The following is a 22,287-nucleotide window of genomic DNA, read 5'->3' as shown; positions in this document are numbered from 1 at the left end:
CATATTAAAGATTGGGTAGATTGCAACGATAAAATTCGACTCCTAGAGGATTATTCAGGGCTGACAGCATCTCGCGAACAGTCTTTTTCAAAACCGGATGAACGAGGTCGGGCACAAGGTTATGCAATGGAACAAGCACAAAAGCCCTCTGGGACAACCGGGGGTGGGGAATAACCAGCGATTCATTGGTCATTACTAGGGTATCGTAAAAAAGGATGTCGATGTCTATCGGCCTCGGAGCTTCCGATCCGGCTGAGCCGCGTCCTAACTGTTGCTCAATGTCCTTCAAGAAAAGTAGTAATTCCCCCGGGGCTAGAACAGTGCACACTTCGACCACCATGTTCAGGAATTTGGGCTGTTCAGTCACCCCGACGGGTTCGGTTTGGTAGACCGGCGAGATTCGCGCGATTGATATTCTTTCCCGGAGAAGTTTTACTGCTGATTCCAGGTTCGACAACCTGTCGCCCAAGTTTGAACCCAAGCTTAGATAAACCTTGTGAAACTGATTTTCACCCATCAAGGAACACCGGATTACGGCATCGGTCATCCTCGCGGCCTGGACGTTTTCTTTAACGTCATGAACGCGGACGATATCGGCGCCGTTCATGATGCTGATGACCGTAGTGGCCACAGTTCCAAAAAGACGCTGGTCCAGGGGCACGTCTCCCAGGATTTTTCCGATGGTTGATTTGCGGGAAGTACCGAGAAGAATGGGTTTGCCCAAGCACCTGAATTCATCCAACCTTTTGAGCAGTTCAAGGTTCTGCACCACCGTTTTTCCGAAACCGAATCCCGGGTCTACGATAATGTTTTCTCGTTTGATTCCGGCGGATTCAGCCTCTGAAACAGCACTACCTAGGTCAGCAAGAATGGCCTTGATGATATCTGTAGCCGGGTTATCCCGCTGGGATGAGGTCAAGATGATCGGAACATTCAAACGGGAGGCGACTTCAGCCAACTTCGGGTCGCGTTTCAAACCATACACCGAATTTATCATCGAAGCCCCCGCTCTGACGGCGGCATCCGCTACCTCTGATTTATAGGTGTCGACACTGATGGGGACTTCGATCTCGGAGGCTAGCTTCCGGATGACAGGGACAACCCGAGTGATTTCTTCCCCCGAGGTGACTTCAGGGGCACCGGGGCGTGTTGATTCGCCCCCGACATCGATAATATCCGCGCCTTCCATAACCAGTTGCTTTGCCCTGGCAATGGCAGCGTCGATATCTGCCCCCACGCCATCCCCGGAAAAGGAATCGGGGGTGACGTTAAGTATGCCAATGATGAAGGTGCGGTTTCCCCATTGGAAATCGCTATTGCTAATGCGGGTGAGGGCGGGTGTCCGGTCTTTAATGCTCATTAGCATTTATGATAGCGTTGGACAAGTTGAGTGACAAGGGCTTTTGGATTGCCATTTAGCAGTCCTTGTAAGAGTTTGCTAATTTCTCTAACATTATGTCTAGTGACGATTGACAAAATAAATGAATGAGCGGTATCATTAACCGTAATTCGCAAATTAGGTTTACTTCAACTGAGGAGGTTGAAATGAGGTTAGGACCGCCCGAGATTATTCTGATTTTAGTTGTTGTGATTTTGATTTTTGGTGTCGGTAAATTGCCCCAGATCGGCAAGTCACTGGGTGAAGGGCTGAAGTCCTTCAAACAGGGCGTAGCTGGCGAAGGCGAAGAAGCCAAGAACACTGAAGCCACCGAAACCGTTGCCGAACAACCCAAAGCTGAGGTCGCTGAGATGGACGCTCCCGCCAAGGTGAGCGAAGAAGATCTAACCGCTTTCAAGAAATGGCAGGCTGACCAGGCCAAGAAAGGCTAATATGAAATTTGGTCCTCTCGAAATAATTCTCATACTTACAATTATCCTGGTTATCACCGGCGCCAGTTTTGCTCCCTCCCTGGGGAAAAATCTGGGTAAAGGCGTGCGACAACTGCGGCAAGCTGTCGGTGGAGACAAAAACAAGACCAAAGTCGTCACCAGCCTCAACGACGGTGCCGCGGCTAAAGCGATCAACCGCCGCGTGTTAGAACAGAAAAGAAGCCCCAAGGCTGGTTGAAGGGTTAATCTTCATGACTGTGAGCAAGGTTGGTTAGATGAATTTATTTGGCATGGGCACCTTCGAGATCCTAACGATTCTCGTGGTTGCCACGCTTGTTTTCGGTCCCAACAAGATTCCCGAATTTGCCAGGAAAGCCGGTGAATTCCTGCGCAGTTTCCGCAGGGTTACCACCGACATGACAAAAGAATTTACTAAAGCTATCGACAGTTCTCCCACAAAGCCTTCCGATAAAAAATAGTCGGATATTTGAAAGAACCACTCTGATACATGATTGACGAAAAACGTTTGCCCATCACCGAACATTTCACCGAGATGCGGCAGCGCTTTATCAGGTCTATTTTCGGTCTTGTCGTCGGCGTCGTCATCGGCATGTTTGTTGCCGATAAGCTTGTACTGCTCCTCGAGCGTCCTGCCGGGGACCTTGCCGGGAACATCATCGCCACCGAGATGCTGGAGACCTTCAGCACCTACTTCAAGGTCGCCATGACCGCCGGCTTTATCATCGCCATGCCCTGGATAATCTACCAGATGTTTGCTTTCTTAACCCCAGCCCTCACCGCAAAAGAGAAGCGTTTCCTGTTTTTATTCTTCCCCTTCATCGTCCTCATGTTCCTGGCCGGCGTAGCGTTTGCCTATTTCGTCGCCTTGCCGCCGGCAATTCACTTCCTGTTCACTTTCACCATCGGCGACGTCACCGTCATGCCCCGTATCTCGAATTACGTTGATATCGTCCTGCGCATGCTGGTGATAATTGGCTTAGTTTTCGAGCTGCCTATCATTTTGATGGCGCTGTCTGCCGTGGGCCTGGTCACCTCAAAATGGCTGGCGTCGAAACGGAAGATATGGTTTGTGCTGGCCTTCATTATCTCAGCTTTCATCACACCGACGTTCGATCCGATCAACCAGTCGATTGTGGCGGCTCCGCTCATTATCCTTTACGAGCTGAGTATCTGGCTGACCAAGATTGTCAAAAAGCGTAAACCAAGAGTCCCCGCGATAGCCTGATACCCACCGGGTGTTTTACCCTTACCGGGGAATTCTCTTAAAAATATTTGTTCTCCCCCTGGTGTCATTTTTCCTTTTTTATCCCTTTTTCTACGGACCTAAACTGATTAAACGTTATACTTTCTAATTTTATCACCAAAATATTCGCTATCTGCGTTTATTGGCGTATTGACACTCCAAAAATCCAGAACTATAATCTGCCGATACTTCTTTTGTTAAGGGCGGTTTACCCGCGTGGGGTGACGGGGGTACAGGAAGCGAGGCATGATTTGACGCAAAGCAGTTTCTGGCGTAATCACGGCAGGTCGGTGCTTGTCATCGCGGCCGTAGTTTCCCTCGCCGGCGCCTGGATCTTCGGACAACTCAATCTCAACACTGACGTCGCCAAATACCTCCCGGATGTGGTCCCCAACGCTACTTTCGAGCTTGTTTCAAGCAAACCCTCCGACGGACAGTACCTTTATTCAGCATCGGCCAACGGTACCCAGACCGGCTGGGTCACCGCTGGCAAGGGACAGGGCTATGCCGGCCCGATGGTAGTGATGGTGGCCTGGACCATGGACGGCACCATCACCAACGTCCAGGTGCCGGAACTCAAAGAGACGCCGGTATGGTACGCCAGGCTAAACAAAGCCCTCGGAGATTTCCCCAACTATTTCAGCCAGTATATAGGGCGGACTTTCTCTGACCCGTTCACTATCGGGACCGACATTGATGCATCAACCGGCGCCACGCGTTCGTCCACCGGCGTAGCCCAGGGTGTTTACGGCGGGCGCCTGCTCCTGGCCGAACAACTCGGCAAGCCGTTCGTCGGACCCGCCCAGCAACTCAAAATCGGTCCGGAGGAGATCCTCCTCATTATTGCCCTCGCCCTCGTTGTTGCATTCAGGACAATCCCCGCACTTAAACAGAAGCGTTGGCCGCGCTATGTCATGCTTATTTTCGGCCTGGCGGTATTCGGAGTTTGGGCATCGGCGATGCTATCGCTCATCAACTTCATCGTCTTCCCGATCGGCTACGCGCCTTCGATATTCACCAATCCCCTTCTTTACATCATGGTATTTGGCGTCCTGATACTTGCGCTTACAGTGGGTAAGAACTTCTGGTGTTTCTGGATCTGTCCTTTCTCGGCGCTCCAGGAAGGCATCCATTTCCTGGGCGGAAGCCAGGTGAGGCCTGTCAGCCGGCTCCAAATAACCCTCAGGAACAGCCGGTACTTCATCCTGTGGGCAGTAGTCATGCTGGTGTTCATCTTCAGGTCGCCACAACTTGCCGTATTCGAGCCGTGGAATACCGTTTTCAGCCTGCAGGGCAACCTGTCCAACTGGATACTTGTAGTGTCGGTCCTCGGGGTCGGCCTCTTTATCTACAACTTCTGGTGCCATTACCTGTGTCCGGTGGGCGCCACCATGGATATCGTGCTTAAGATTCGGACATGGGCGGTAAGTACCTACGGACGGCTCACCGCCCGCTAGCGCCGGAGGAAACTGAATTGGCTAAAATCGACAATAAGAATATCGTCATCGTCCCGGAACAAGCCGTTTCAAGGGGCAGGCAGACGTTTGGCGCACACCAGGAATTCAAGTGGTCTGAAGCCAAATGCACCGCCTGCGACCGCTGCGACCGCGCCTGTCCGGTTGACGCCATCACCCTTAATCGTACCCGGCAGGTCAAGAAACGCATGCGTACCGCCCCTTGCTCCCAGGCGTGTCCGGCGGGGTTGGACGCCTCCCGGTACATCCGCTTTATCGCCGAGGGCAAGTATGCCGAAGCAGTGGCGGTCATGCGCGAGCGGGTGCCGTTCCCGCTGGTGCTCGGCTACATCTGCAAGCACCCCTGCGAGGCAGAGTGCCAGCGCAACGAGTACGAAGGGTCGCTCCTCATCAGAGCGCTCAAGCGCTTCGCCGCCGAAAAAGACGATGGCTCATGGCGCAAGAATCTGAAGATCGCCCCCGCCACCGGTAAAAAAGTGGCGGTGATCGGGTCGGGTCCGGCCGGTTTGTCGACCGCCTACTTCCTGGCTCTCCTGGGGCACAAGGTAACTGTGTTCGAGGCGCTGCCGGACAAGGGCGGCAAGATGCTCTCAAGTATTCCTGAGTACCAACTGCCCAAGAACGTGATGAACCTCGAGATAGGCACCATCGAGAGCATCGGGGTAGACATCAAAACTAACTCCAGGGTCGAATCAATCGATTCCCTGTTTGCCCAGGGTTTTGACTCGTCGGTACTGGCTATCGGCATCCTCGGCTGGGGAAAGTCCTTGAAATTGCCCATTCCCGGCTCCCGGGATGCCGGGGTTTCCGATGGTGAGACCGTCATGGCTGACGTCGACGCCGGTAAGCCGGTGGAATTTGGCCAGAAAGTGATCATCCTGGGCGGCGGCAGCCTGGCCTTCCGCCTGGCGGTGGCCGCGGCGCGCTCCGGCGCCAAGGAAGTCCACATCTTCGGCCAGGAACACACCGGTGATCGTGAAGCCGACTCGTTCGAGGTCGATGAAGCCGTGGCCGAGGGTGTTATCGTCCATTCCTCGTCACTCTTTTACCGTGTGTATTCGGAAAATAGCAAAGCTGCCGGTATTCTGGGGCAGAAAATCCGTGCCTTCGGTTACGATCGGGCAGGCGAGTTAGGCTATGATCCGCTGCCTAACACCGAGGAAAGATACCCGGCCGACATAGTGATTTCGGCGCTTGGCAGGGCCGGCGACACGCCACAGGGAAATCTCGAGGTCAGCAGAAGAGGCGTTTTTGCCGCCGGCGACGCCGTGAACGAACAGCGTTCGGTAGTCGAATCGATCGCCGCCGGACGCTGGACCGCCTCGATGGTTGACAGATACTTAGGCGGCAGCGGCAACCTCGACCAGCAGTTGGCTCCCCCGGAGTCCTCCAAAGCGGTAACGCCAATCCGGAGCCTCTTAAGAAGAATGCCCTCACCGGTTCCGGTGAAACAGGTACGGGCGGCTGACGGCAGCATGGCCGCTTCGGAGCAGACACTTGAAGAAAAAGCGGCCAAACTCGACGCCGAGCGCTGTCTCAAGTGCGACCTGTGCTACGACCTTAAAGACTATTCACTTGACACCAGCGCCTGTGTTTTCTGCGGCCGCTGCGTGGAGGCCTGCATGTGGAACGCCATCACGCCCGGCGTCGGCTATACCACCGTGGTGGAGGCTAGGAGAGCGGCTGAAAAGGCCGAGTCCGCCGAGCAGGCCGGCAAGCGTAAAGTATATTTGTACGCACTGAGAATCCTGGTGGCGGCCGGGGTGCTGCTCATCGCGGCGGTGCTGCTTTCTAAGATCAATGCTTAACCTCCAGTGAGGCAGGAATTATGTTGAACAAAAAACTCACCCGGCGCGATTTCGTCCGTATCAGTGCCGTCGGGGCAGGCGTCCTGGCACTTGGCGGATTGGGGATCAGAGAACTGCTGGCTACCGGCGGAGTTAAAGAGGTCAGCGAGACGCGCCAACTCCTGGGGACGTTCATCACTATCAAACTCGTTGACACCGAACCGGAACTGGCCGCCAAGGCGATTCAGGGAGGCTTTGCCGAGGTCGAGCGGTTGTCATCGATCCTGTCGCGTTTCGACCCGGGCAGCGATCTGGCGATGTTGAACCGTGACGGTTATGTCGATAATGCCGCCCCCGAACTTCTAGGCATCATGCAAAAAGCCAAACATATATCCGACATCACCGGCGGCGCCTATGACGTAAGCGTTCTGCCGCTCCTCAACCTCTATGTCGATAGTTTTGCCGACGGCGGCGCGCCTCCGTCCGAAAAGCAGATCGATGCGGCCAAAGACCTCGTGAATTATTCAGGCATCGAGGTCAAAGATAAGAGGATTTCACTGGCGGCGCCGGGCATGTGCCTAACCCTTGACAGCATCGCCAAGGGGTTTGTGGTTGACCAGACCGCGTCATTGCTCCGCGGCCGCGGTTATTCGAGAGTTCTCGTCGCTGGCTCCGGCGATATGTCACTCCGGGGCGCCAGGGACGACGGACAGCCGTGGAAGATCGGCTTGACTCACCCGAGGGCCCTGGCGGGTTACTATGAGGTCTTCCAGACGACCAACGATTCTATCGCCACCTCCGGGGACTATGAAAACACCTTTACCCCCGATTTCAGCTGGAATCACATCATCGATCCGAGGATAGGTCATTCGCCGAGGGAACTGGCTTCGGCGACGGTTCTAGCCTCCGATACGACCTACGCCGATGCACTGTCTACTTCGGCGATGGTTCTGGGCAAAACCGACGCCCTGTCGCTTCTGGAAAGCCTGCCGGGAGTTGAGGCGCTCCTCATCGACAAGAACATGAACAAGTACACCACCAGCGGTTTCGAGGGTGCGGTGCAGGTCCTGCCGGAATAGTCAGATATTCTTAAGGGTTCTTTTGGAGGTTGAAAATGGCTGATGCGTCACTGACCAAAAGCATTGTGGTTACAGCCCCGGTGATTGCCGCAGCAGTCATCAGCCTGGTTTTCGGGGTCAATGAGGCCATAAATCCTGAGCCGACCCAGACATTCACACCTGTCACCACGACGACCCGCCCTCCGACAACTTCCGCAACGGTGACTACCGCCCCCACAACGTCGGTACCACCGACCACGACGCGCTAAAAAGACCGAGAATGTTATTCCAGCTTGCGGGCTGGAATCCGGACGTTTTCCTGGCGCTTGGTAATGCCTTCCTGGTCCAATCGGGTCAGAAACGGGATCGAATATTTTCGGGAGAATCCCGTGATGGCTGCCATGTCCTGGATGGCAATTTGGCCCTTCGATTTCAAAACATCGATAACCTTTTGCCTTGTTGAACGGTACTGGGCGGCTGACAGCAATATGCCGTCCGGCAGTTCGATGACCTTCCCCTGCTCCAACAAGTAGCGAAGGACGTTCGATGCCCCGGTCAGGGATTGGAGCAGTTCGGTCCTGGTAGGCGGTGCTGTCGGGTTTTTTCCTATCGCCGCAATGATGCGGTTCTCCATATCCGACTGTCCGCCTGAGAGCATCGGCTTATGGCTTGAAAGAGCCAGGATGTCTTCGGAGCGGATGATTTTATTGGTGCTGACGAGTTCATCGACGAGGGCGGCAAACAGCTCAGGCGGCAGAGCCAGCTTCGCTGCTGCCTCCGCCTGAGACAATCCTTTCTTGAGCGGTTCAGCCTTGTGTTCTCCAGCCAGCACATCGAACAATTTGCGCGTTTGGTCGATCCAGAAATCGCCACCGACGAGCCAGTCACCGCGAGCGTTCAACTTCCCTTTTTGAGTCAATCCCTCGATTGACTTCGAAATTGCCGCTTCACTGAAAGGACTGTCGCTCAGGAAGCGGCGCCTGACTGCGAAATGGAATTTTAACAACTCGGTCGTTACCAGTGAATCCAGGTCTAGTTTGCGGCGAGCAATGAGCCGGTCCAGTTCTTGAGCGGCGGTTTTTAATTGGTATCGTTCAGCCAATGGGTCGAGGATCCGCCCGCCGCCAATGGTTTCGGCCGGGGAACTTTTTCTAAGGATGAAACGCTCGCCGATTAAGGTTGAAACCTCGCGATCGAGCCTGAGCTGCACCATGGCCGGAGTGCCTGGGGCAACCTCTTTGCCTTCCAGCCCGATGACTCTGGCCGGGAGTTCGGTTGTTTCAAAGAAAACCGAGACTTCGGTCCCGGTTTCAAGAGGTTGTTTGACCCCGGGCAATAGTCGCAATTCCGCGTCCAAAAATCTTGATAAAGGCGTCTCCTGCCCTTGTTTTACGATGATATCGCCGCGTTCGAGTTCATCTTTCTTGACGCCGGACAGGTTCAGGGCGACGCGGGAGCCGGGAACCGCTTTAGCCAAGTGCTCTTTGTAGCTTTCGATAGCGCGGATATGGGCTGAAATGCCTTTCGGAAGTATGACGATTTCATCCCCGAGGGATAACGAGCCGTGATGCAGAGTGCCGGTGATTACCGTGCCGGTGCCCTTGATGTTGAAGACCCGGTCGATCGGAAGGCGAGGCTTCTTGATGTCCTGTTGACGGACATCGACAGCCAATTCCTCGATAGCGGTCTTTAATCCGTCGATGCCCTGGCCGGTTTTGGCTGATACCTCGATTAGCGGGGTTCCCTCGAGGCTGGTGCAGGCAAGGTGAGCTACGATATCGTTTTTGACCATTTCCCGCCAGTCGGCTTCGGCAAGGTCGACTTTGTTGAGGACGACAAGACCTCGATCTATACCTAGAAGGTCGATGATCTGCAGGTGCTCTTCAGTCTGCGGCATCCATCCGTCATCTGCGGCGACGATGAGCATTGCGGCGTCGATGCCGGTGAGGCCCGGAATGACGTTACGGACGAAGTGCTGGTGGCCAGGGACGTCGACAAGGCCGACTTTTTCACCAGAAGGCAAGGCGAACCAAGCGAAACCCAGGTCGATCGTCATGCCGCGCTCTTTTTCCTCCGGTAGGCGATCAGGATCGATGGAGGTGAGCGCCTTCACTATGCTCGACTTACCGTGGTCGATGTGACCGGCCGTTCCTAATGTGATCAAGAATCAGTCCCCAATTTCAAGATGTTGCAGCTCAAATCCTAAATCCCAATAGCTAAGCACTAAACAATGTTAAAATCCAATACTTCAAATTCAAAATCCCCAGGGTTTGGATTTTGTATTTAGATATTTGGATTTATTTAGAATTCAGACATTAATGCTTGGATTTTCCGGCATCCGCGATGGCATTGACCAATATGGTATCTTGGTCGGGAAAGACCGTCCGCAGATCGATGACGAATTTGCCCTCGCGAACGCATCCCATCACCGGGGGTGTACCAAGCCGTAACTTACGGCAGAATTCATCCATCGAGCCTTTTACGGCAACAACAACCAGACGGGTCGGCAGGGTTTCATCCGGCAGAGAACCGCCGCCTGCCAGGCTCTCGCCATCGGTCACCTCTGCAGAGAAATCGGCCGTCGCCAGGTTCTCAACCAAAACATCGGCGCGGCGGGTCAGATTATCCAGCGTCTCGCCCATCATGCGGTAGACGGGCAGTTCTGCGGCCTGTCCCTTGAGGTATTGTAAAACGGTGGCAGTGAGGGCGATGGCGGCGTATTTATCGATTCTGAGGGCTCTCAGCAGGGGATTCCTGCGGAGTCTGTCGACATAGAACTTCTTGCCCAGGATGATGCCGCACTGCGGCCCCCCGAAGAGTTTGTCGCCGGAGATGCAGACGATGTCGGCGCCGGAAGCCAGCGCTTCCCCAATCGTCGGCTCATGGGTCATACCGAACGTAGCGGTGTCGATAATAGCGCCCGAACCGAGGTCATAGATCAGCGGCAGGTCGAACTGCTTGGCCAGTTCCTTGAGTTCCGGTAGCGAGGCGTCGTGGGTAAAGCCGCGGATAGCGAAATTGGAGCGGTGAACTGCAAGTAGCATCGCTGTTTGGTCTGAAACCGCAGTCTCGAAGTCGCGAATGAAAGTCTGGTTGGTGGTGCCTACCTCGCGGAGTATCGCCCCGGAGGCAGCCATTACCTCAGGAACCCGGAAACCGCCTCCGATCTGTACCAATTCGCCGCGGGAGACGATAACCTCTCTGCCCTTGGCAAGGGTAGACAGAACAAGCAACACAGCCGCGGCGTTATTATTGACCACCAGGGCTGATTCAGCCCCATTGGCTATCTGCAACAGCTTTTCCATGGATTGGGCGCGCACTCCGCGCTCGCCTGTGGCAAGGTCGAGTTCCAGGGCATAATAGCCGCCTAATAGTTTTGAAAGTACCTCGACGGCTGCAGCGGACAAAGGAGCCCGGCCGAGATTAGTGTGCAGAATGATTCCTGTAGCGTTGATCACAGGTTCCAACAAGCCGGGCCACTCAATAATAAGGTGATATTTGACCATTTCGAGGATCGCGTCCAGGGGTGGGGTTTGGCCGCCCTTTGAAACGTTATCCCTGATTTTATCGACGATTTCGCGAACGGTAGCGGTGACTACAGGGTGAGAATAACGTTCGATGTCAGCTGCAAGTTCAGGACTGGACAGCACCTTTTCAACTGAAGGCAACTTGCGCAGTTCGCTCTGGTTTTCGTTAGGCATTTTTCTGCCTCTATTCAGTGATGATTATCCTGCCTTTAGGTTCGGCGACCACTTCGCCGATAATGGCGGCGGTCTGGCAACCAGCGGCGCGAATCCGTCTGAGCATTTCGTCCGCGACTGATCCCGGGGCGGCGATCAGAAGACCACCTGATGTCTGCGGATCGAAGAGGATATCCAGCATCCACTCTTTGAGGTCCATTTCAATATCGAGTAAGTCCTCTCGATATTCCCGATTGGAGTATGCCCCCCCCGGGATCAGCCCCGCTTTGGCCCAGCGCTCCGCACCTTCCATCAATGGTATCTTATTCCAATTCAATCTGAAACAAACCTCGCCGAGAGTGACCATTTCAGCAGCATGGCCGACAAGCCCGAAACCGGTGATGTCGGTGGAGGCGTGGGCTCCCAATGCGGTCATCACTTCGGCGGCGGACTTATTCAAGGATGCCATCTGCGAAATGACTGCGTCCGTCTCAGTTTCATTAAGCTGGCCGCCTTTGAGTGCGGTGTTCAGGATGCCCGTGCCTAGCGGTTTGGTCAAGATCAGCTTATCCCCCGGCCTCTCCCCGCCCTTGGTGAGCACATTCTTCGGGTCGATAACGCCGGTCACCGATAGCCCAAATTTGATCTCATCGTCTTTCACGGAATGGCCGCCCACTAACGCGCAGCCTGCCTCGTCGAGCTTGGAGATGGCGCCCTCCAGGATGAGCCGGAGAATTTCTATTTCCATTTTACCGCTTGGGAAACCGACGAAGCTCATCGCCGTCACCGGGCGACCGCCCATAGCATAGACATCGGAAAGAGAGTTGGCGGCGGCTACCTGCCCGAAAGCAAAGGGGTCGTCGACGATGGGAGTGATAACATCGATCGTTTGCACCAGGGCGATTTCGGGCGTGAGCTGGTAAACTCCGGCATCGTCGGCTTTATCCAGGCCGACCAGGACTTCGGGGTAGGATTTAAGAGGCAAGCCGCACAGGGCTTTAGCTAGGTCACCCGGACCTATCTTAGCCGCTCAACCGGAGTACGCTGAATATTCGGTCAGGCGTTTAGCCATCTGCCCCACCCCCTTTCGGAACGGAATTTGGGGTAAGTGGCGGAGGGGAAGGGAATCGAACCCCCCGCGACGGTTTGCGCCGCCGCCTACGGTTTTGAAGACCGCGAGGCCCACCAGAGCCTATCCGCCTCCACTAGGCGCAAATTATAACATAACGTTCAGGCTAGCAATAAAAAGAGAGGCGCTCCGATGAGCGCCTCTCTTTAGTAGTCAACGAGTTTTTCTAGGATGTGATCAGCTTGATCTGGGTATAGGTATAGGTGCTGCCACTCTGGACGACACCCCATTCCTCGAAGGTGGCGGAGGTCCGGTCACCGTACTGGTTGAAGGTGATCGGGCCGGAGGCGCCAGCATAGTTTTGACCGGCGGCCAGTACGGCGGCGGCGATCTTGGCGGAATCGGTGGTACCGGCGGTCTTCATTGCGGCGATCGCCAGCCTCGTGGCATCGTAAACGGTGTCGTTATAAGTCCCCGGTTCTTCGTTGAATTTGGCTTTGTAGGCAGCCTTGAAAGTGTCGAACTGGGTGCCTTGAGAAACCGGGTTGGTACCGACAACAGACTGAGCCATGAAGGCAGCAGCCTGGGCGTCGGTAAGGGTCTTGGCAGCCTTGACGCCTTCGGAGGTGATCCACTGGATCGGCTTGCCGAGTCCGAGTTGAGCGGCCTGTTTGAAGACAATGATGGCATCATCCTCGTATCCGGCATGGACGATGAAGTCCGGCGCAGCGGCCTTGATCTGCTGTAATTCAGACAGGTAGTCGAGCTTAACCGGGTCGTACTTGATGGTGGAGACAATAGTAGCCTTACCAGCCAGAGCAGCGGTAACAGCATTAGCAATGCCGACGCCGTACTGGTTGTTCTGTACCATGAAGGCGACTTTCTTGTTTGTTCCGGCGTCGGTGATGATCTTGGCCATAGCCTTGCCTTGGACATCGTCGGTGGTGGCGGTTCTGATGAAGAATTGGCGCCAAGCCTGCTGTGCGATATCAGGTGAAGTCGCCGAGGGTGAAATCAGCAGGACCTTATTATCAAGAGCCCACTGACCTGATGACATGGCCGCACCGGAGATCATGGGGCCGATTATGACCTTGCAACCGTTAATTTGGGCTAATTTCTTGATGGCTTCAAAGCCCGCAGCTGGGTCGGTCTTGCCGTCTTCAATCCACAGTTTGATATTGGCGCCGTTGATGCCGCCGGTGGCATTTGCCTGTTCGACGGCAAGCTGGATGCTTTTGACTAAGCTTCCGCCGATGCCTGACAGGGCGCCGGTTTGATCCATAACCACGCCGAGGTTAACGTCGGCGGGCGGAGCGGAGGTGGTTGGGCCTGTAGTGTTGTTGTTGCCGCTGCCGCAGGCGGCAAAGGTGACTGCCATGACAAGTGTCAGGAGAAGAATAACTGCCTTTTTAAACACCTGGGTCCCCCTTTCCATAAAATGAGAAATTTGGCTGATATTACAACGCTTAACGATTACCTGTCAACACTGATAGTACCAAAGCCCTAGTGCCATCACGTTTGTAAAGTTAGTGTTAGGACTTTTGTGGGTTAAAATTATCAGCAGAAAATTAAATTTCGTGCCGGAAGGTTAACCGGCGAGTCCAAGGTATTTTTTCCTGGCGTCCTCGTTTTCCAGGATAGTTGAGGCTTCACCCTCCAGGGCAAGTTGTCCTCCTACCAGGATGTAAGCCCGCTTGGCAAAAGCCAGGATGCGCCGGGTATCCTGCTCGATGACGATGAGTCCCGTACCGTGGCTGTTGATCAGTCTCAGCTTATCCAGGATACCCTCAGCAGCTTTGTGGGAAAGGGAGGCGAGGGGTTCGTCCAGTAGAAGCACCCGCGGCTTAGCCATCATCGCCCGGGCGATCGCCAGCATCTGACGTTCGCCTCCCGAAAGGCTTCCGGCATAAAACTTCTTGCGCCGCTCAAGTTCAGGGAATATCTGGTACATGCTCTCGATATCGGCCTTGACCTGGGAACGGTCGGTGCGGATGAAGGCGCCCATTTCCAGGTTTTCCTGGATGGACAGGTTCCTGAAGACGTTGTCGGTTTGCGGAACGTAACCCAAGCCCAGCGCCACAGTTCTATCCGACGAAAGTCCGGTGATGTCATTGCCTTCGAAAGTGATTTTGCCGCTGAACAGGTGGGCGAACCCCAAGAAACTCTTGACCAGGGTGGATTTGCCGCTGCCGTTTGGACCGACGATGGCCACACTTCCGGCTTCCTCAAGCCGCAAAGAGACGCCGTTCACTATGTGGACGTCGCCATAACCGGCAACGATTTTTGAGGCGGTGAAAATATCGGTCATCTAGGATTTCTCCTTGGTAGCGCCGATATAAACTTCAAAGAAGACCGGGTCGTTGATCACTTTTTCCGGTTCGCCCTGGAGAGCGATCTTGCCCCGGTCCATCACGTACACCCAGTCGGTGAATGCCATGATAAGTTCCAGGCGGTGTTCGATGATCAGGAAACTCATGCCTTTTTCGCGCTTTAGCTTGTCGAGTTCGGCAAAGATCTGCCTTCCAAGCACCGGGTTAACTCCGGCCGCCGGCTCGTCCAGCAGCATCATTTCAGGTTCGGCCATGAGCGTCCGGCCGATTTCCAGGAGTTTCTGCTGGCCGCCGGACATTTCTCCCGCCTTGGCAAAGGTCAGGTGGGACAGGTTCAGCAGCTCCAAAAGCTGCATCGCCCGGATAGCCAGCCGCTCCTCGTCGCGGTGCCAAGCGCCGCGGCGGAAGAGTGAGTTCCAGAGGTGGTCGCCTCGTTGGTTGCGTGCGGCGATGATCATATTGTCCAGTACCGTCATGCTCGGGAACAGCCGGGGGAATTGGAATGCATTGCCCATACCCAGGTCGAATATCTGGTGAGGCGATAGTTTTTCTATGTGCCTCCCGGCAAAAGTGACCTGACCCCCGTCAGAAGGCCGGAGCCCGTATATCGAAGATAGAAGCGTCGTCTTGCCGCAGCCGTTGGGACCGACCAGCGCCACGAACTGGCCCCGCCCGACCTCCAGGCTGACGCCATCCACGGCGCACAGGCCGCCGTAGTTTTTTATCAGGTTTTCTACTTTGAGGAGGGGTTCAACCATCGCATGGCCCTCCTCGTTCCGAGTGTGTTCACCTTGCTTTCCTCGAAAAGCCCGCTCGGGCGGTACATCAGTATGACGATGATGATCAAGCCGAACAGAATGTTCTGGACGTTGGTCGGGTCGATGGGCAGGTGAATATAGTCCTTGAGGATTATCGTCCCGCGTTCGAACAATTGGACCGCCGCGGCGCCGATAATCACGCCTATATTGGAGCCCGGTCCGCCCAGGATGACCATCATCCAGATGGTAAATGTGATTATCGGCAGGAAAGAGTCGGGTGTGATATAGCCGATGAAATTGGCGAACAGTGCCCCGCCAACTCCGGCCATGGCCGAACCGATCATGAATACCTGCGCCTTGTATTTCACCCTGTTCTTGCCGATGGCATCGGCTGCGGTTTCATCGTCCCGCAAGGCTCTCATGATCCGCCCGAAAGGCGAATTCGCCAGCAGCCGCATGAAGAAGTAGCAGATAATCAGAACGGCGCCCACCAGGATGATGTTGATGATCAGCTGATTGGAGAAGTTGCCTGTCGCAAATGACGGCGGCACTGAGATGCCCCACACTCCGTTGGCCAGCCAATCTTCAGCTTTGATGAATATGCGCAGAATTTCACCGAAGGTCAGAGTGACGATCGCCAAGTAGTCTTCTCTGAGACGTATCGCCGGCAACGCCACAAGTAAGCCGAAAAAAGAGGCGATGATCGCGGCAAGAATGATAGCCACAGGCCAGGGAATCCCGGCTTCAACCAGAATCGCGAAGCCGTAGGCTCCGATCATGAAATAGGCGACTTTGCCGAAGCTAGCGAGGCCGGTATAGCCGTACTCGGCATTCAGCGACAGGGCGACGATGGAGAAGATCCCCACGTACACCAGTGCGTTTAATATGTATACAAGTATCGGATCCATTTTATTTCAAACTCGAAGCACGAAATCCGGAGCACGAAACAAATCCAAAGCGCGAATATCCCGAACCCGAAACAGTTTGGTATTTCGAGTTTTGATTATTCGAATTTGGTTCGAATTTCGATATTCGGATTTCGGATTTTCTCCTGTTCATCGCATCAATTTCCCTTGAAAGCCTTGGCCAGACCCTGCGGCCTGAAGATCAATACTGCGATGAGGATAATAAATGGGATCGCCATCCTGTAATCGGTGGAGAGTCCTGCCTGGGCAAGCAACACTACGCCGATATTCTCTGCCAGCCCAATGATGATCGCCGCTACCATGGCCCCGTAAAAGCTGCCGATGCCGCCCAGCATGGCGACGGCAAAGGTCGGTAGCAGAATATCCCACCCCAGGTAGGGTGAGACGCGGGTTTCAACGCCGCGAAAAAGCCCGGCTATACCGGCCAGACCGGCAGAAACGAACCAGGTGATGACCAGCACTCTTGTCGTATTGATCCCGGATGACAAAGCGAGTTTGGGATTGGAAGCTGTCGCTCTTATGGCTTTACCGATCTTGGTCCGGGTCATCATGAAATGAAGGGCGATGCCGATTAAAATCGCGGTGGCGATGAGGATGATCCAGTCCAGTGTTATGTGGACTGAGCCCACTTCCCAGCTAGGCCAAACTATCTTTTGGAAAGTTAGCGGGGCGAAACCCCAGATCTGCCCTTCGGTGTGGCGCAGAATGAAGCCGAGAGCCATGGAGGCGACCATGAGGTGGATAAGGCTGGCTCCCTTGTCCGACAACGGCTTGAAAATCAACCGGTAACTCAGGAATCCGGCGATGCCGGCGGAGATAAAGGCAACAAGGAAGGCGACCGGCAACGGAGCGCCAAGCTGTTCGCTGATCCAGAAGCCCATGAAACCGCCGAGAGACATGATCTCGGCGTGTGCAAAGTTTGGAAACTTGGCTAACCCATACACCAGCGTCAGCGAAATGGCTGAGATGAGGTACAGGCTTCCGGTTACTGCCGAGTTAAGTAGAATCTGAGGCCAGTTCAATCCAGTCACGCCAGGGGAAAATCCGCGTAAATATAACAGATTGGATGTCGGCGTAGCAATTTTATGTTAGGGGGAATTGACGCCGTGGGCTTCGCGGGATTAAAATAAGTAACGATAGGAGACTGAAAACAATGCCGATTTATGAATACCGTTGCATGGATTGCCGCAAGAAATTCGACCTGCTGCGCCCGATGAGCCAATCATCTGATCCAGCAGAATGTCCGGTCTGCAAAGGGCAGGCAAAACGGATTGCTTCCACGTTTATGGCCAAGGGTTCAGGGGGCGAGAGCATGGGGGGCGGAGGCGGCTGCTCCAGCTGCTCGTCATCATCCTGCGGTTCATGCCATTAGAGCATTATCCGCGTTTTTCACTTGAGGCGACCTCATCGAGGTCGCCTTTTTCATTTCCTTCGGGTACAGCCGATTACCGACTTGAGTTCCTCCTACCATAGAATGGATTTATGGAAATGGGTGGAATGGCTTACTCTCATAATCAGATGGGTCGGCACGGGGTGTCTCATATGGCTCATGATGCCCGCACAGGCGTGAATATGTCCGCTATGCCCGGGATGGACCACTCGAAAATGAGCGGCGGGCGTCACGCCGGACACATGACGGCGGATTTCGCGCGGCGGTTTCGGATCTGCCTGGCGGTTACCATACCGATCCTGGTTTTATCCCCATTTATCCAGGACACCTTCAATTTCAACTTCGACTTTACCGGTGCCAGTGCGTTGCTGTGGGCTCTGGCGGCTTTTGTCTACCTCTACGGCGGCTGGCCTTTCCTTGTCGGCTTTAAGAGGGAACTGTCCGAACGCAACCCCGGCATGATGACCCTGGTGACGCTGGCCATCTCCGTCGCCTTTTTTTATTCATCGGCGGTGAGTCTGGGCCTAACGGGAGAGATCTTCTACTGGGAACTGGCGACCCTGGTGGACATCATGCTCCTGGGACACTGGATCGAGATGCGTTCCGTCGCCGGGGCGTCACGCGCGGTCGAGGAGCTAGCCAAGCTGCTTCCCGCGGTTGCCCACCGCTTTTCTGGAACCGGCATGATCGAGGATGTCCCAGCCGATCAATTGCTGAAGGGCGATCGGGTCCTAGTCAAGCCGGGTGAAAAAATCCCGGCCGATGCCGAAGTCGAAAGTGGCCAGAGTTCTGTCGACGAATCTTTGCTTACCGGTGAATCGGCACCGGTCGATAAGTCCTCGGGAGCTAAGGTCATCGGCGGCTCGGTCAATGGAGAGGGTTCGCTCATAATCGCTGTGAGCCTCACCGGGGAGGAATCCTACCTTTCCCAGGTGGCGCGCCTCGTAGCCGAAGCCCAGGAATCAAAGAGCCGCGCCCAGGACATAGCAGACCGGGCTGCCCGCTGGCTGACCGTCATTGCTGTCGGTGCAGGCCTGATCACCCTGGCGGCCTGGCTGTCCGTTTCCGGCCGCCCTGCGGGATTTGCGGTGGAGCGGATGGTCACGGTTATGGTCATCGCCTGCCCACACGCTCTCGGTCTGGCGGTGCCTCTGGTGATCGCCGTTTCGACGAGCTTGTCGGCGCGCCGAGGGCTGCTGATCCGTGACCGAAATGCCTTTGAACGCGCTCGTGCTATCGATGCCATCGTCTTCGATAAGACCGGTACCCTGACCACTGGGGAGTTCGGGGTGAGCGATATAGTCGTACTGGCCGACCTGGATCGAGTTGAACTCCTGAAACTTGCCGCCTCGGTGGAGCAGCATTCATCCCATCCCCTTGCCCGCGGTATTGTGGATGAGGCTGCCGGTAACTACGAGTTATCCGAATTTAAATCGCTCTCAGGCCGCGGTGCCCAGGGTAAGGTTCGCGGGAACGACGTTCTGGTGGCTAGCCCCGGTTACCTAGAAGAGTTGAAGCTTTCTTATGACCGCTCTAAACTCGAGGGACTCTTTAAACAGGGCAAGACGGTGGTGTTCGTCGTCGTCAACGGGAAGGTTTCCGGCGCTATAGCTTTGGCTGATGTTATTCGTCCGGAATCGAGGGGTGCGGTGGCTCGGCTAAAGAGCCTGGGTAAAAGAGTGATCATGATGACCGGAGACCGGGAAGAGGTTGCGGCATGGGTGGCCTCGGAACTCGGGCTGGACGAGTATCTGGCGGGGGTGCTGCCGGAACAAAAAGCCTCTAGGGTAAAAGAACTCCAGTCTCGTGGACTCTCGGTTGCTATGACCGGCGACGGGGTTAACGATGCGCCGGCACTGGCTCAGGCCGATCTCGGCATCGCTGTTGGCGCCGGTACCGAGATCGCCCAGGCAACGGCCGATGTCATCCTGGTCCGTTCCAATCCCGCGGATGTCCTATCCATCTTCGAATTATCGCAGGACACCTACCGCAAGATGACGCAAAACCTTGCCTGGGCGACCGGTTATAACGCATTGGCCATTCCGGCAGCCGCCGGCGCTTTTTACGGTCTGGGCGTTTTACTCAGCCCGGCGGCCGGAGCCGTTTTAATGTCGCTCTCGACGGTCATCGTGGCGGTCAATGCAAGGCTGCTCCGTTTGCGGAAAGGCTAACTGAAATGCGGCTCAGGCGTTATAGAGAGTGCTGGGGGAGTCATTTAAATAAATTCATTGGAGGTGCTATGAAAAAGCTGGCAGTGGTTTTTCTGGGAATGCTGATCCTCGGGTCTGCCCTGGCTGGTTGTGGATCGGGATCCAATTCGATTTCTGCAAGTCTCGGAGATAAGTTTACGCTGAAGGTTGGACAATCTGCCGATATTTCAGCCGAAAGCTTGAAAGTAACATTTGACAAAGTACTCAACGACAGCCGGTGCCCGGATGGGGCGACTTGTATCTGGGCAGGTCAGGTCCAATGTCTGGTGACGCTGGATTTAAACGGCAAAAAGGCGCAGATAACCCTTACTCAGTTAGGTTCCACGGACCCGACGACCCAGGAATATGATCGCTATAAGATTGCCTTCAATGTCACGCCCTATCCGAAGATGAACCAGACCATCTCGACGTCCGATTACCGGCTGAACATGACCATAACCAAAAAATCCTGACATCGGTCTTGTGCCCGGGCCTTCCAGATGTTAAAGTAAAAACGTTCCAAAATTTACCGCCGGGCGCGATCAGGAGATTGTGATATGAAATATTTGGTCACCGGTCATCAGGTCATTCCCGGAGCCGGCCACACTGACCAGGTAAACTATCTTCGCGCGGCTAAGGCCTGGGTCAAGCGCCACAAAGAGGCTGGTCAGCTTGAAGCGGTGTATAGCTTCACAGACGGCGGTGGCGTCTTCATCATGAACGTCTCCAGTCACGAGGAATTGATGAAATTGCTGCTTACGTTTCCATTATCCCCGTTAACTCAGTGGTCGGTACGGCCAATGATCGATTTTGTCGAAAGTGCGGACATAATAATCAATACCCTGAAGAATTTTGCTTAACCCAGAATTAAAAAAGGTGCTTACGTGAGCCCCGGTTATTCCGGGGCTCTTTTTGTATACGCCAACCTTAACAATTATTTGATAAAAAACCTTGATAAGCCATATGACATGATATATACTTCTTTCCCAATCAAAGCAATTTGGTTGGGAGGTAGTTTCTGTGGAAGTATCAAGTTTTCCCAAATGCCAGAAATGCCAGACCGGCGACCTGGTGCCTTTGTCGGACTTCGGCAACCAGGGCGCGCCGATCCATTATAAGGCTTGGGTTTGCACCAATCCCGAATGCGGCTATAACCTGAAGATCCGCAACGGGGACGTTTATATCAACGAGCCTATCGGCAACGGCGTCAACGGCCGTCAGCGCAATCCGGTAAACTTTTAGTTTAGTCTCCATGTTCGGGCGGCTCCTTGGCAGCAGTGAGAAGCTGCTGGATGTGTTTTTCCCCAAGTACTGCCTGGGTTGCGGCCGGGAGGGCGATTATTTATGTCCAAGATGCCGCCCCAGTTTGCCATTCCAGGAACCTCCCTTCTGCCCCGCTTGCGGCAAGAGCCTTGACCATCACCCCGACTGCGACAGCCTTTCGCCTGAACTCAGGCAACTGAGTTCGGTGTTCCGCTTTGAGGGGGTCATCAAAAAAGCGGTCCACCAACTCAAATATAACAACCTTAGAGATATCGCCCCGACTCTTGGCGGTTTCATGGCTGATTTCCTGAAGACCAACGACTTTGTGGGGGATGCCCTCGTTCCTGTGCCGCTGCACAAATCCCGTCTCCGCGAGCGAGGCTATAATCAGTCTCAACTCCTGGCGATCTCGATCCATAAATTGACCGGGTTGCCGGTCTTCCTCGAGGCCCTCAGAAAGCTTAAGGCGACACCTCCCCAGGCAGACAGCGGTTCGGTTGAAGAGCGGCGCCTTGCAGTAGTTGGCGCTTTCGGGTGTTATAATAATTTCATGGGCCGCCGGGTCATCCTGATCGATGACGTGGCCACTTCGGGCGCTACCCTCTCTGCCTGCGCGAAGGCGCTGGCGTCGGCGGGAGCGCAAGAGGTGAGGGCATTGACCCTGGCCAGGGAAATATGAAGAGGTTCAAGGAGGCATCCCGTGGAACTCATCATCACCGCCAAGAATCTGACTCTGGATGACATTACCCGAAAACAGGTAGAGCGCAGTCTCAATAAGATTGGGCGTCACGTACCCCAGGCCCGGGAATTACGCTTGGAACTCTTAGAGGAAAACACCAGGGCCGCCAAAGATCGTTTCGTCGCGCGCGGCTTCCTGGATATCCTGGGTCCGGTGCGCACCTCCGAATGCCGCGCTGCCTCTCTAATCACCGCGGTCGATAACCTGGCCGGGGTGATGGAGCGTCAAGCCCTGGACTTCAAGAATAAGGGCAATGATTTTGATCGTGAAAGCCAGCGTTTTGGATCGGTGACTTACACGGAGACCAAACCGACTCCGCCCCTCTTATCCACTGAAAGCGATGTGGCTATAGACATCGAGCGGGTTACAGCGGAACCTATGACCCTGGCGCAGGCTGTCGACCGGATCAACGATTCTAAAGATGACTTCTTGCTTTTCCGCAACGCCAAGGGCAAGGTGAGCCTGTTGTACCGCCAGGAGATCGGCGGATTTAAGCTGATGGAGATCGACGTCGCTTGAACCGGCCGCA

The 22,287-nt window shown here is 54.8% G+C and carries 24 protein-coding genes and 1 tRNA gene; 15 read left to right on the top strand and 10 right to left on the bottom strand.

The features are described 5' to 3' along the window. Nucleotides 1–4: 4 nt before the first annotated feature. Nucleotides 5–1,360, bottom strand: coding sequence for a dihydropteroate synthase (gene folP, locus HX448_RS10665; RefSeq protein WP_162485932.1), 1,356 nt, complete (start codon nucleotides 1,358–1,360; stop codon nucleotides 5–7). 185 nt (nucleotides 1,361–1,545) lie between these two features. On the opposite strand from folP, the gene tatA reads away from it, so the two are divergent. The 8 genes from tatA (at nucleotide 1,546) to HX448_RS10155 (ending at nucleotide 7,683) form a co-directional block, all read left to right on the top strand. Beyond that, nucleotides 1,546–1,830 carry a twin-arginine translocase TatA/TatE family subunit gene (tatA, locus tag HX448_RS10190; RefSeq protein WP_102330922.1) on the top strand — a complete coding sequence of 95 codons (285 nt, stop codon included), beginning with the start codon at nucleotides 1,546–1,548 and terminating at the stop codon, nucleotides 1,828–1,830. Between the two features lies 1 nt (nucleotide 1,831). Then, nucleotides 1,832–2,068 (top strand): twin-arginine translocase TatA/TatE family subunit, encoded by a 237-nt coding sequence (locus HX448_RS10185; RefSeq protein ID WP_102330923.1) that lies wholly within the window; start codon nucleotides 1,832–1,834, stop codon nucleotides 2,066–2,068. 37 nt (nucleotides 2,069–2,105) lie between these two features. Continuing rightward, nucleotides 2,106–2,309: a Sec-independent protein translocase subunit TatA/TatB gene (locus tag HX448_RS10180; protein WP_102330924.1), complete on the top strand. Its 204-nt coding sequence runs from the start codon at nucleotides 2,106–2,108 to the stop codon at nucleotides 2,307–2,309. Nucleotides 2,310–2,338: 29 nt separating this feature from the next. Further along, on the top strand, nucleotides 2,339–3,076 hold the full coding sequence (tatC, locus tag HX448_RS10175; RefSeq protein WP_102330925.1) for a twin-arginine translocase subunit TatC: 738 nt from the start codon (nucleotides 2,339–2,341) through the stop codon (nucleotides 3,074–3,076). A gap of 269 nt (nucleotides 3,077–3,345) precedes the next feature. After that, nucleotides 3,346–4,551: a 4Fe-4S binding protein gene (locus HX448_RS10170; RefSeq protein ID WP_102330926.1), complete on the top strand. Its 1,206-nt coding sequence runs from the start codon at nucleotides 3,346–3,348 to the stop codon at nucleotides 4,549–4,551. A gap of 17 nt (nucleotides 4,552–4,568) precedes the next feature. Continuing rightward, nucleotides 4,569–6,377, top strand: a complete 1,809-nt coding sequence (locus HX448_RS10165; protein WP_162485933.1) for an FAD-dependent oxidoreductase — start codon at nucleotides 4,569–4,571, stop codon at nucleotides 6,375–6,377. Nucleotides 6,378–6,397: 20 nt separating this feature from the next. Beyond that, nucleotides 6,398–7,435 carry an FAD:protein FMN transferase gene (locus HX448_RS10160; RefSeq protein ID WP_226846770.1) on the top strand — a complete coding sequence of 346 codons (1,038 nt, stop codon included), beginning with the start codon at nucleotides 6,398–6,400 and terminating at the stop codon, nucleotides 7,433–7,435. A 35-nt stretch (nucleotides 7,436–7,470) separates the two neighbouring features. Then, a complete protein-coding gene (locus HX448_RS10155) occupies nucleotides 7,471–7,683 on the top strand; it encodes a hypothetical protein (protein WP_162485934.1) in 213 nt (70 codons plus the stop codon). Nucleotides 7,684–7,697: 14 nt separating this feature from the next. Here the strand turns inward: HX448_RS10155 and selB are convergent, their stop codons facing one another. The 9 genes from selB to HX448_RS10110 all read right to left on the bottom strand — a co-directional run bounded on the left by selB (nucleotide 7,698) and on the right by HX448_RS10110 (nucleotide 17,199). Next, complete coding sequence (gene selB, locus HX448_RS10150; RefSeq protein ID WP_102330929.1) at nucleotides 7,698–9,578, bottom strand: selenocysteine-specific translation elongation factor; 1,881 nt, start codon at nucleotides 9,576–9,578, stop codon at nucleotides 7,698–7,700. A gap of 151 nt (nucleotides 9,579–9,729) precedes the next feature. Then, the gene (gene selA, locus HX448_RS10145) at nucleotides 9,730–11,115 is read right to left on the bottom strand and encodes an L-seryl-tRNA(Sec) selenium transferase (RefSeq protein WP_102330930.1); all 1,386 of its coding nucleotides are present in this window, start codon (nucleotides 11,113–11,115) and stop codon (nucleotides 9,730–9,732) included. 10 nt (nucleotides 11,116–11,125) lie between these two features. Continuing rightward, nucleotides 11,126–12,115 (bottom strand): selenide, water dikinase SelD, encoded by a 990-nt coding sequence (gene selD, locus HX448_RS10140; protein WP_394573344.1) that lies wholly within the window; start codon nucleotides 12,113–12,115, stop codon nucleotides 11,126–11,128. 88 nt (nucleotides 12,116–12,203) lie between these two features. Beyond that, a tRNA-Sec gene (locus HX448_RS10135) sits at nucleotides 12,204–12,298 on the bottom strand. A gap of 91 nt (nucleotides 12,299–12,389) precedes the next feature. Beyond that, nucleotides 12,390–13,580, bottom strand: coding sequence for an ABC transporter substrate-binding protein (locus tag HX448_RS10130; RefSeq protein ID WP_162485935.1), 1,191 nt, complete (start codon nucleotides 13,578–13,580; stop codon nucleotides 12,390–12,392). Nucleotides 13,581–13,751: 171 nt separating this feature from the next. Next, nucleotides 13,752–14,471: an ABC transporter ATP-binding protein gene (locus HX448_RS10125; RefSeq protein WP_102330933.1), complete on the bottom strand. Its 720-nt coding sequence runs from the start codon at nucleotides 14,469–14,471 to the stop codon at nucleotides 13,752–13,754. Further along, nucleotides 14,472–15,251 carry an ABC transporter ATP-binding protein gene (locus tag HX448_RS10120; protein WP_102330934.1) on the bottom strand — a complete coding sequence of 260 codons (780 nt, stop codon included), beginning with the start codon at nucleotides 15,249–15,251 and terminating at the stop codon, nucleotides 14,472–14,474. Further along, nucleotides 15,227–16,159: a branched-chain amino acid ABC transporter permease gene (locus HX448_RS10115; protein WP_102330935.1), complete on the bottom strand. Its 933-nt coding sequence runs from the start codon at nucleotides 16,157–16,159 to the stop codon at nucleotides 15,227–15,229. Before HX448_RS10115 ends, HX448_RS10120 begins: the two co-directional genes overlap by 25 nt. A 155-nt stretch (nucleotides 16,160–16,314) precedes the next feature. Continuing rightward, the gene (locus HX448_RS10110; protein ID WP_162485936.1) at nucleotides 16,315–17,199 is read right to left on the bottom strand and encodes a branched-chain amino acid ABC transporter permease; all 885 of its coding nucleotides are present in this window, start codon (nucleotides 17,197–17,199) and stop codon (nucleotides 16,315–16,317) included. Between the two features lie 131 nt (nucleotides 17,200–17,330). Between HX448_RS10110 and HX448_RS10105 the strand changes: the two genes are divergently transcribed. The 7 genes from HX448_RS10105 to HX448_RS10075 all read left to right on the top strand — a co-directional run bounded on the left by HX448_RS10105 (nucleotide 17,331) and on the right by HX448_RS10075 (nucleotide 22,277). Then, entirely contained in the window at nucleotides 17,331–17,549 is a 219-nt protein-coding gene (locus HX448_RS10105; RefSeq protein WP_102330937.1) for an FmdB family zinc ribbon protein, read from the top strand. A gap of 110 nt (nucleotides 17,550–17,659) precedes the next feature. Beyond that, entirely contained in the window at nucleotides 17,660–19,738 is a 2,079-nt protein-coding gene (locus HX448_RS10100) for a copper-translocating P-type ATPase (protein ID WP_394573311.1), read from the top strand. A 68-nt stretch (nucleotides 19,739–19,806) separates the two neighbouring features. Continuing rightward, the gene (locus HX448_RS10095) at nucleotides 19,807–20,229 is read left to right on the top strand and encodes a hypothetical protein (protein ID WP_102330938.1); all 423 of its coding nucleotides are present in this window, start codon (nucleotides 19,807–19,809) and stop codon (nucleotides 20,227–20,229) included. A gap of 84 nt (nucleotides 20,230–20,313) precedes the next feature. Next, the gene (locus tag HX448_RS10090; protein WP_102330939.1) at nucleotides 20,314–20,616 is read left to right on the top strand and encodes a muconolactone Delta-isomerase family protein; all 303 of its coding nucleotides are present in this window, start codon (nucleotides 20,314–20,316) and stop codon (nucleotides 20,614–20,616) included. Between the two features lie 160 nt (nucleotides 20,617–20,776). After that, complete coding sequence (locus HX448_RS10085; protein ID WP_102330940.1) at nucleotides 20,777–20,998, top strand: hypothetical protein; 222 nt, start codon at nucleotides 20,777–20,779, stop codon at nucleotides 20,996–20,998. A gap of 10 nt (nucleotides 20,999–21,008) precedes the next feature. After that, nucleotides 21,009–21,698, top strand: a complete 690-nt coding sequence (locus tag HX448_RS10080) for a ComF family protein (RefSeq protein ID WP_102330941.1) — start codon at nucleotides 21,009–21,011, stop codon at nucleotides 21,696–21,698. Nucleotides 21,699–21,719: 21 nt separating this feature from the next. After that, complete coding sequence (locus HX448_RS10075) at nucleotides 21,720–22,277, top strand: sigma 54 modulation/S30EA ribosomal C-terminal domain-containing protein (protein WP_102330942.1); 558 nt, start codon at nucleotides 21,720–21,722, stop codon at nucleotides 22,275–22,277. Nucleotides 22,278–22,287: the final 10 nt, after the last annotated feature.

This window comes from Dehalogenimonas etheniformans, from assembly GCF_014672715.2.
GTDB classification, from domain to species: Bacteria; Chloroflexota; Dehalococcoidia; order Dehalococcoidales; family Dehalococcoidaceae; genus Dehalogenimonas; species Dehalogenimonas etheniformans.
Note: the sequence above shows the minus strand (reverse complement) of the source record. Positions and strands in the feature narration are given on the sequence as shown.

Excerpts from the sequence above, each read along its gene's own strand:
- folP (WP_162485932.1), bottom strand. The coding sequence starts at position 1,360 with ATGAGCATTAAAGACCGGACACCCGCCCTCACCCGCATTAGCAATAGC.
- tatA (WP_102330922.1), top strand. The coding sequence starts at position 1,546 with ATGAGGTTAGGACCGCCCGAGATTATTCTGATTTTAGTTGTTGTGATT.
- HX448_RS10185 (WP_102330923.1), top strand. The coding sequence starts at position 1,832 with ATGAAATTTGGTCCTCTCGAAATAATTCTCATACTTACAATTATCCTG.
- HX448_RS10180 (WP_102330924.1), top strand. The coding sequence starts at position 2,106 with ATGAATTTATTTGGCATGGGCACCTTCGAGATCCTAACGATTCTCGTG.
- tatC (WP_102330925.1), top strand. The coding sequence starts at position 2,339 with ATGATTGACGAAAAACGTTTGCCCATCACCGAACATTTCACCGAGATG.
- HX448_RS10160 (WP_226846770.1), top strand. The coding sequence starts at position 6,398 with ATGTTGAACAAAAAACTCACCCGGCGCGATTTCGTCCGTATCAGTGCC.
- HX448_RS10155 (WP_162485934.1), top strand. The coding sequence starts at position 7,471 with ATGGCTGATGCGTCACTGACCAAAAGCATTGTGGTTACAGCCCCGGTG.
- selA (WP_102330930.1), bottom strand. The coding sequence starts at position 11,115 with ATGCCTAACGAAAACCAGAGCGAACTGCGCAAGTTGCCTTCAGTTGAA.
- HX448_RS10125 (WP_102330933.1), bottom strand. The coding sequence starts at position 14,471 with ATGACCGATATTTTCACCGCCTCAAAAATCGTTGCCGGTTATGGCGAC.
- HX448_RS10120 (WP_102330934.1), bottom strand. The coding sequence starts at position 15,251 with ATGGTTGAACCCCTCCTCAAAGTAGAAAACCTGATAAAAAACTACGGC.
- HX448_RS10115 (WP_102330935.1), bottom strand. The coding sequence starts at position 16,159 with ATGGATCCGATACTTGTATACATATTAAACGCACTGGTGTACGTGGGG.
- HX448_RS10105 (WP_102330937.1), top strand. The coding sequence starts at position 17,331 with ATGCCGATTTATGAATACCGTTGCATGGATTGCCGCAAGAAATTCGAC.
- HX448_RS10100 (WP_394573311.1), top strand. The coding sequence starts at position 17,660 with ATGGAAATGGGTGGAATGGCTTACTCTCATAATCAGATGGGTCGGCAC.
- HX448_RS10095 (WP_102330938.1), top strand. The coding sequence starts at position 19,807 with ATGAAAAAGCTGGCAGTGGTTTTTCTGGGAATGCTGATCCTCGGGTCT.
- HX448_RS10090 (WP_102330939.1), top strand. The coding sequence starts at position 20,314 with ATGAAATATTTGGTCACCGGTCATCAGGTCATTCCCGGAGCCGGCCAC.
- HX448_RS10080 (WP_102330941.1), top strand. The coding sequence starts at position 21,009 with ATGTTCGGGCGGCTCCTTGGCAGCAGTGAGAAGCTGCTGGATGTGTTT.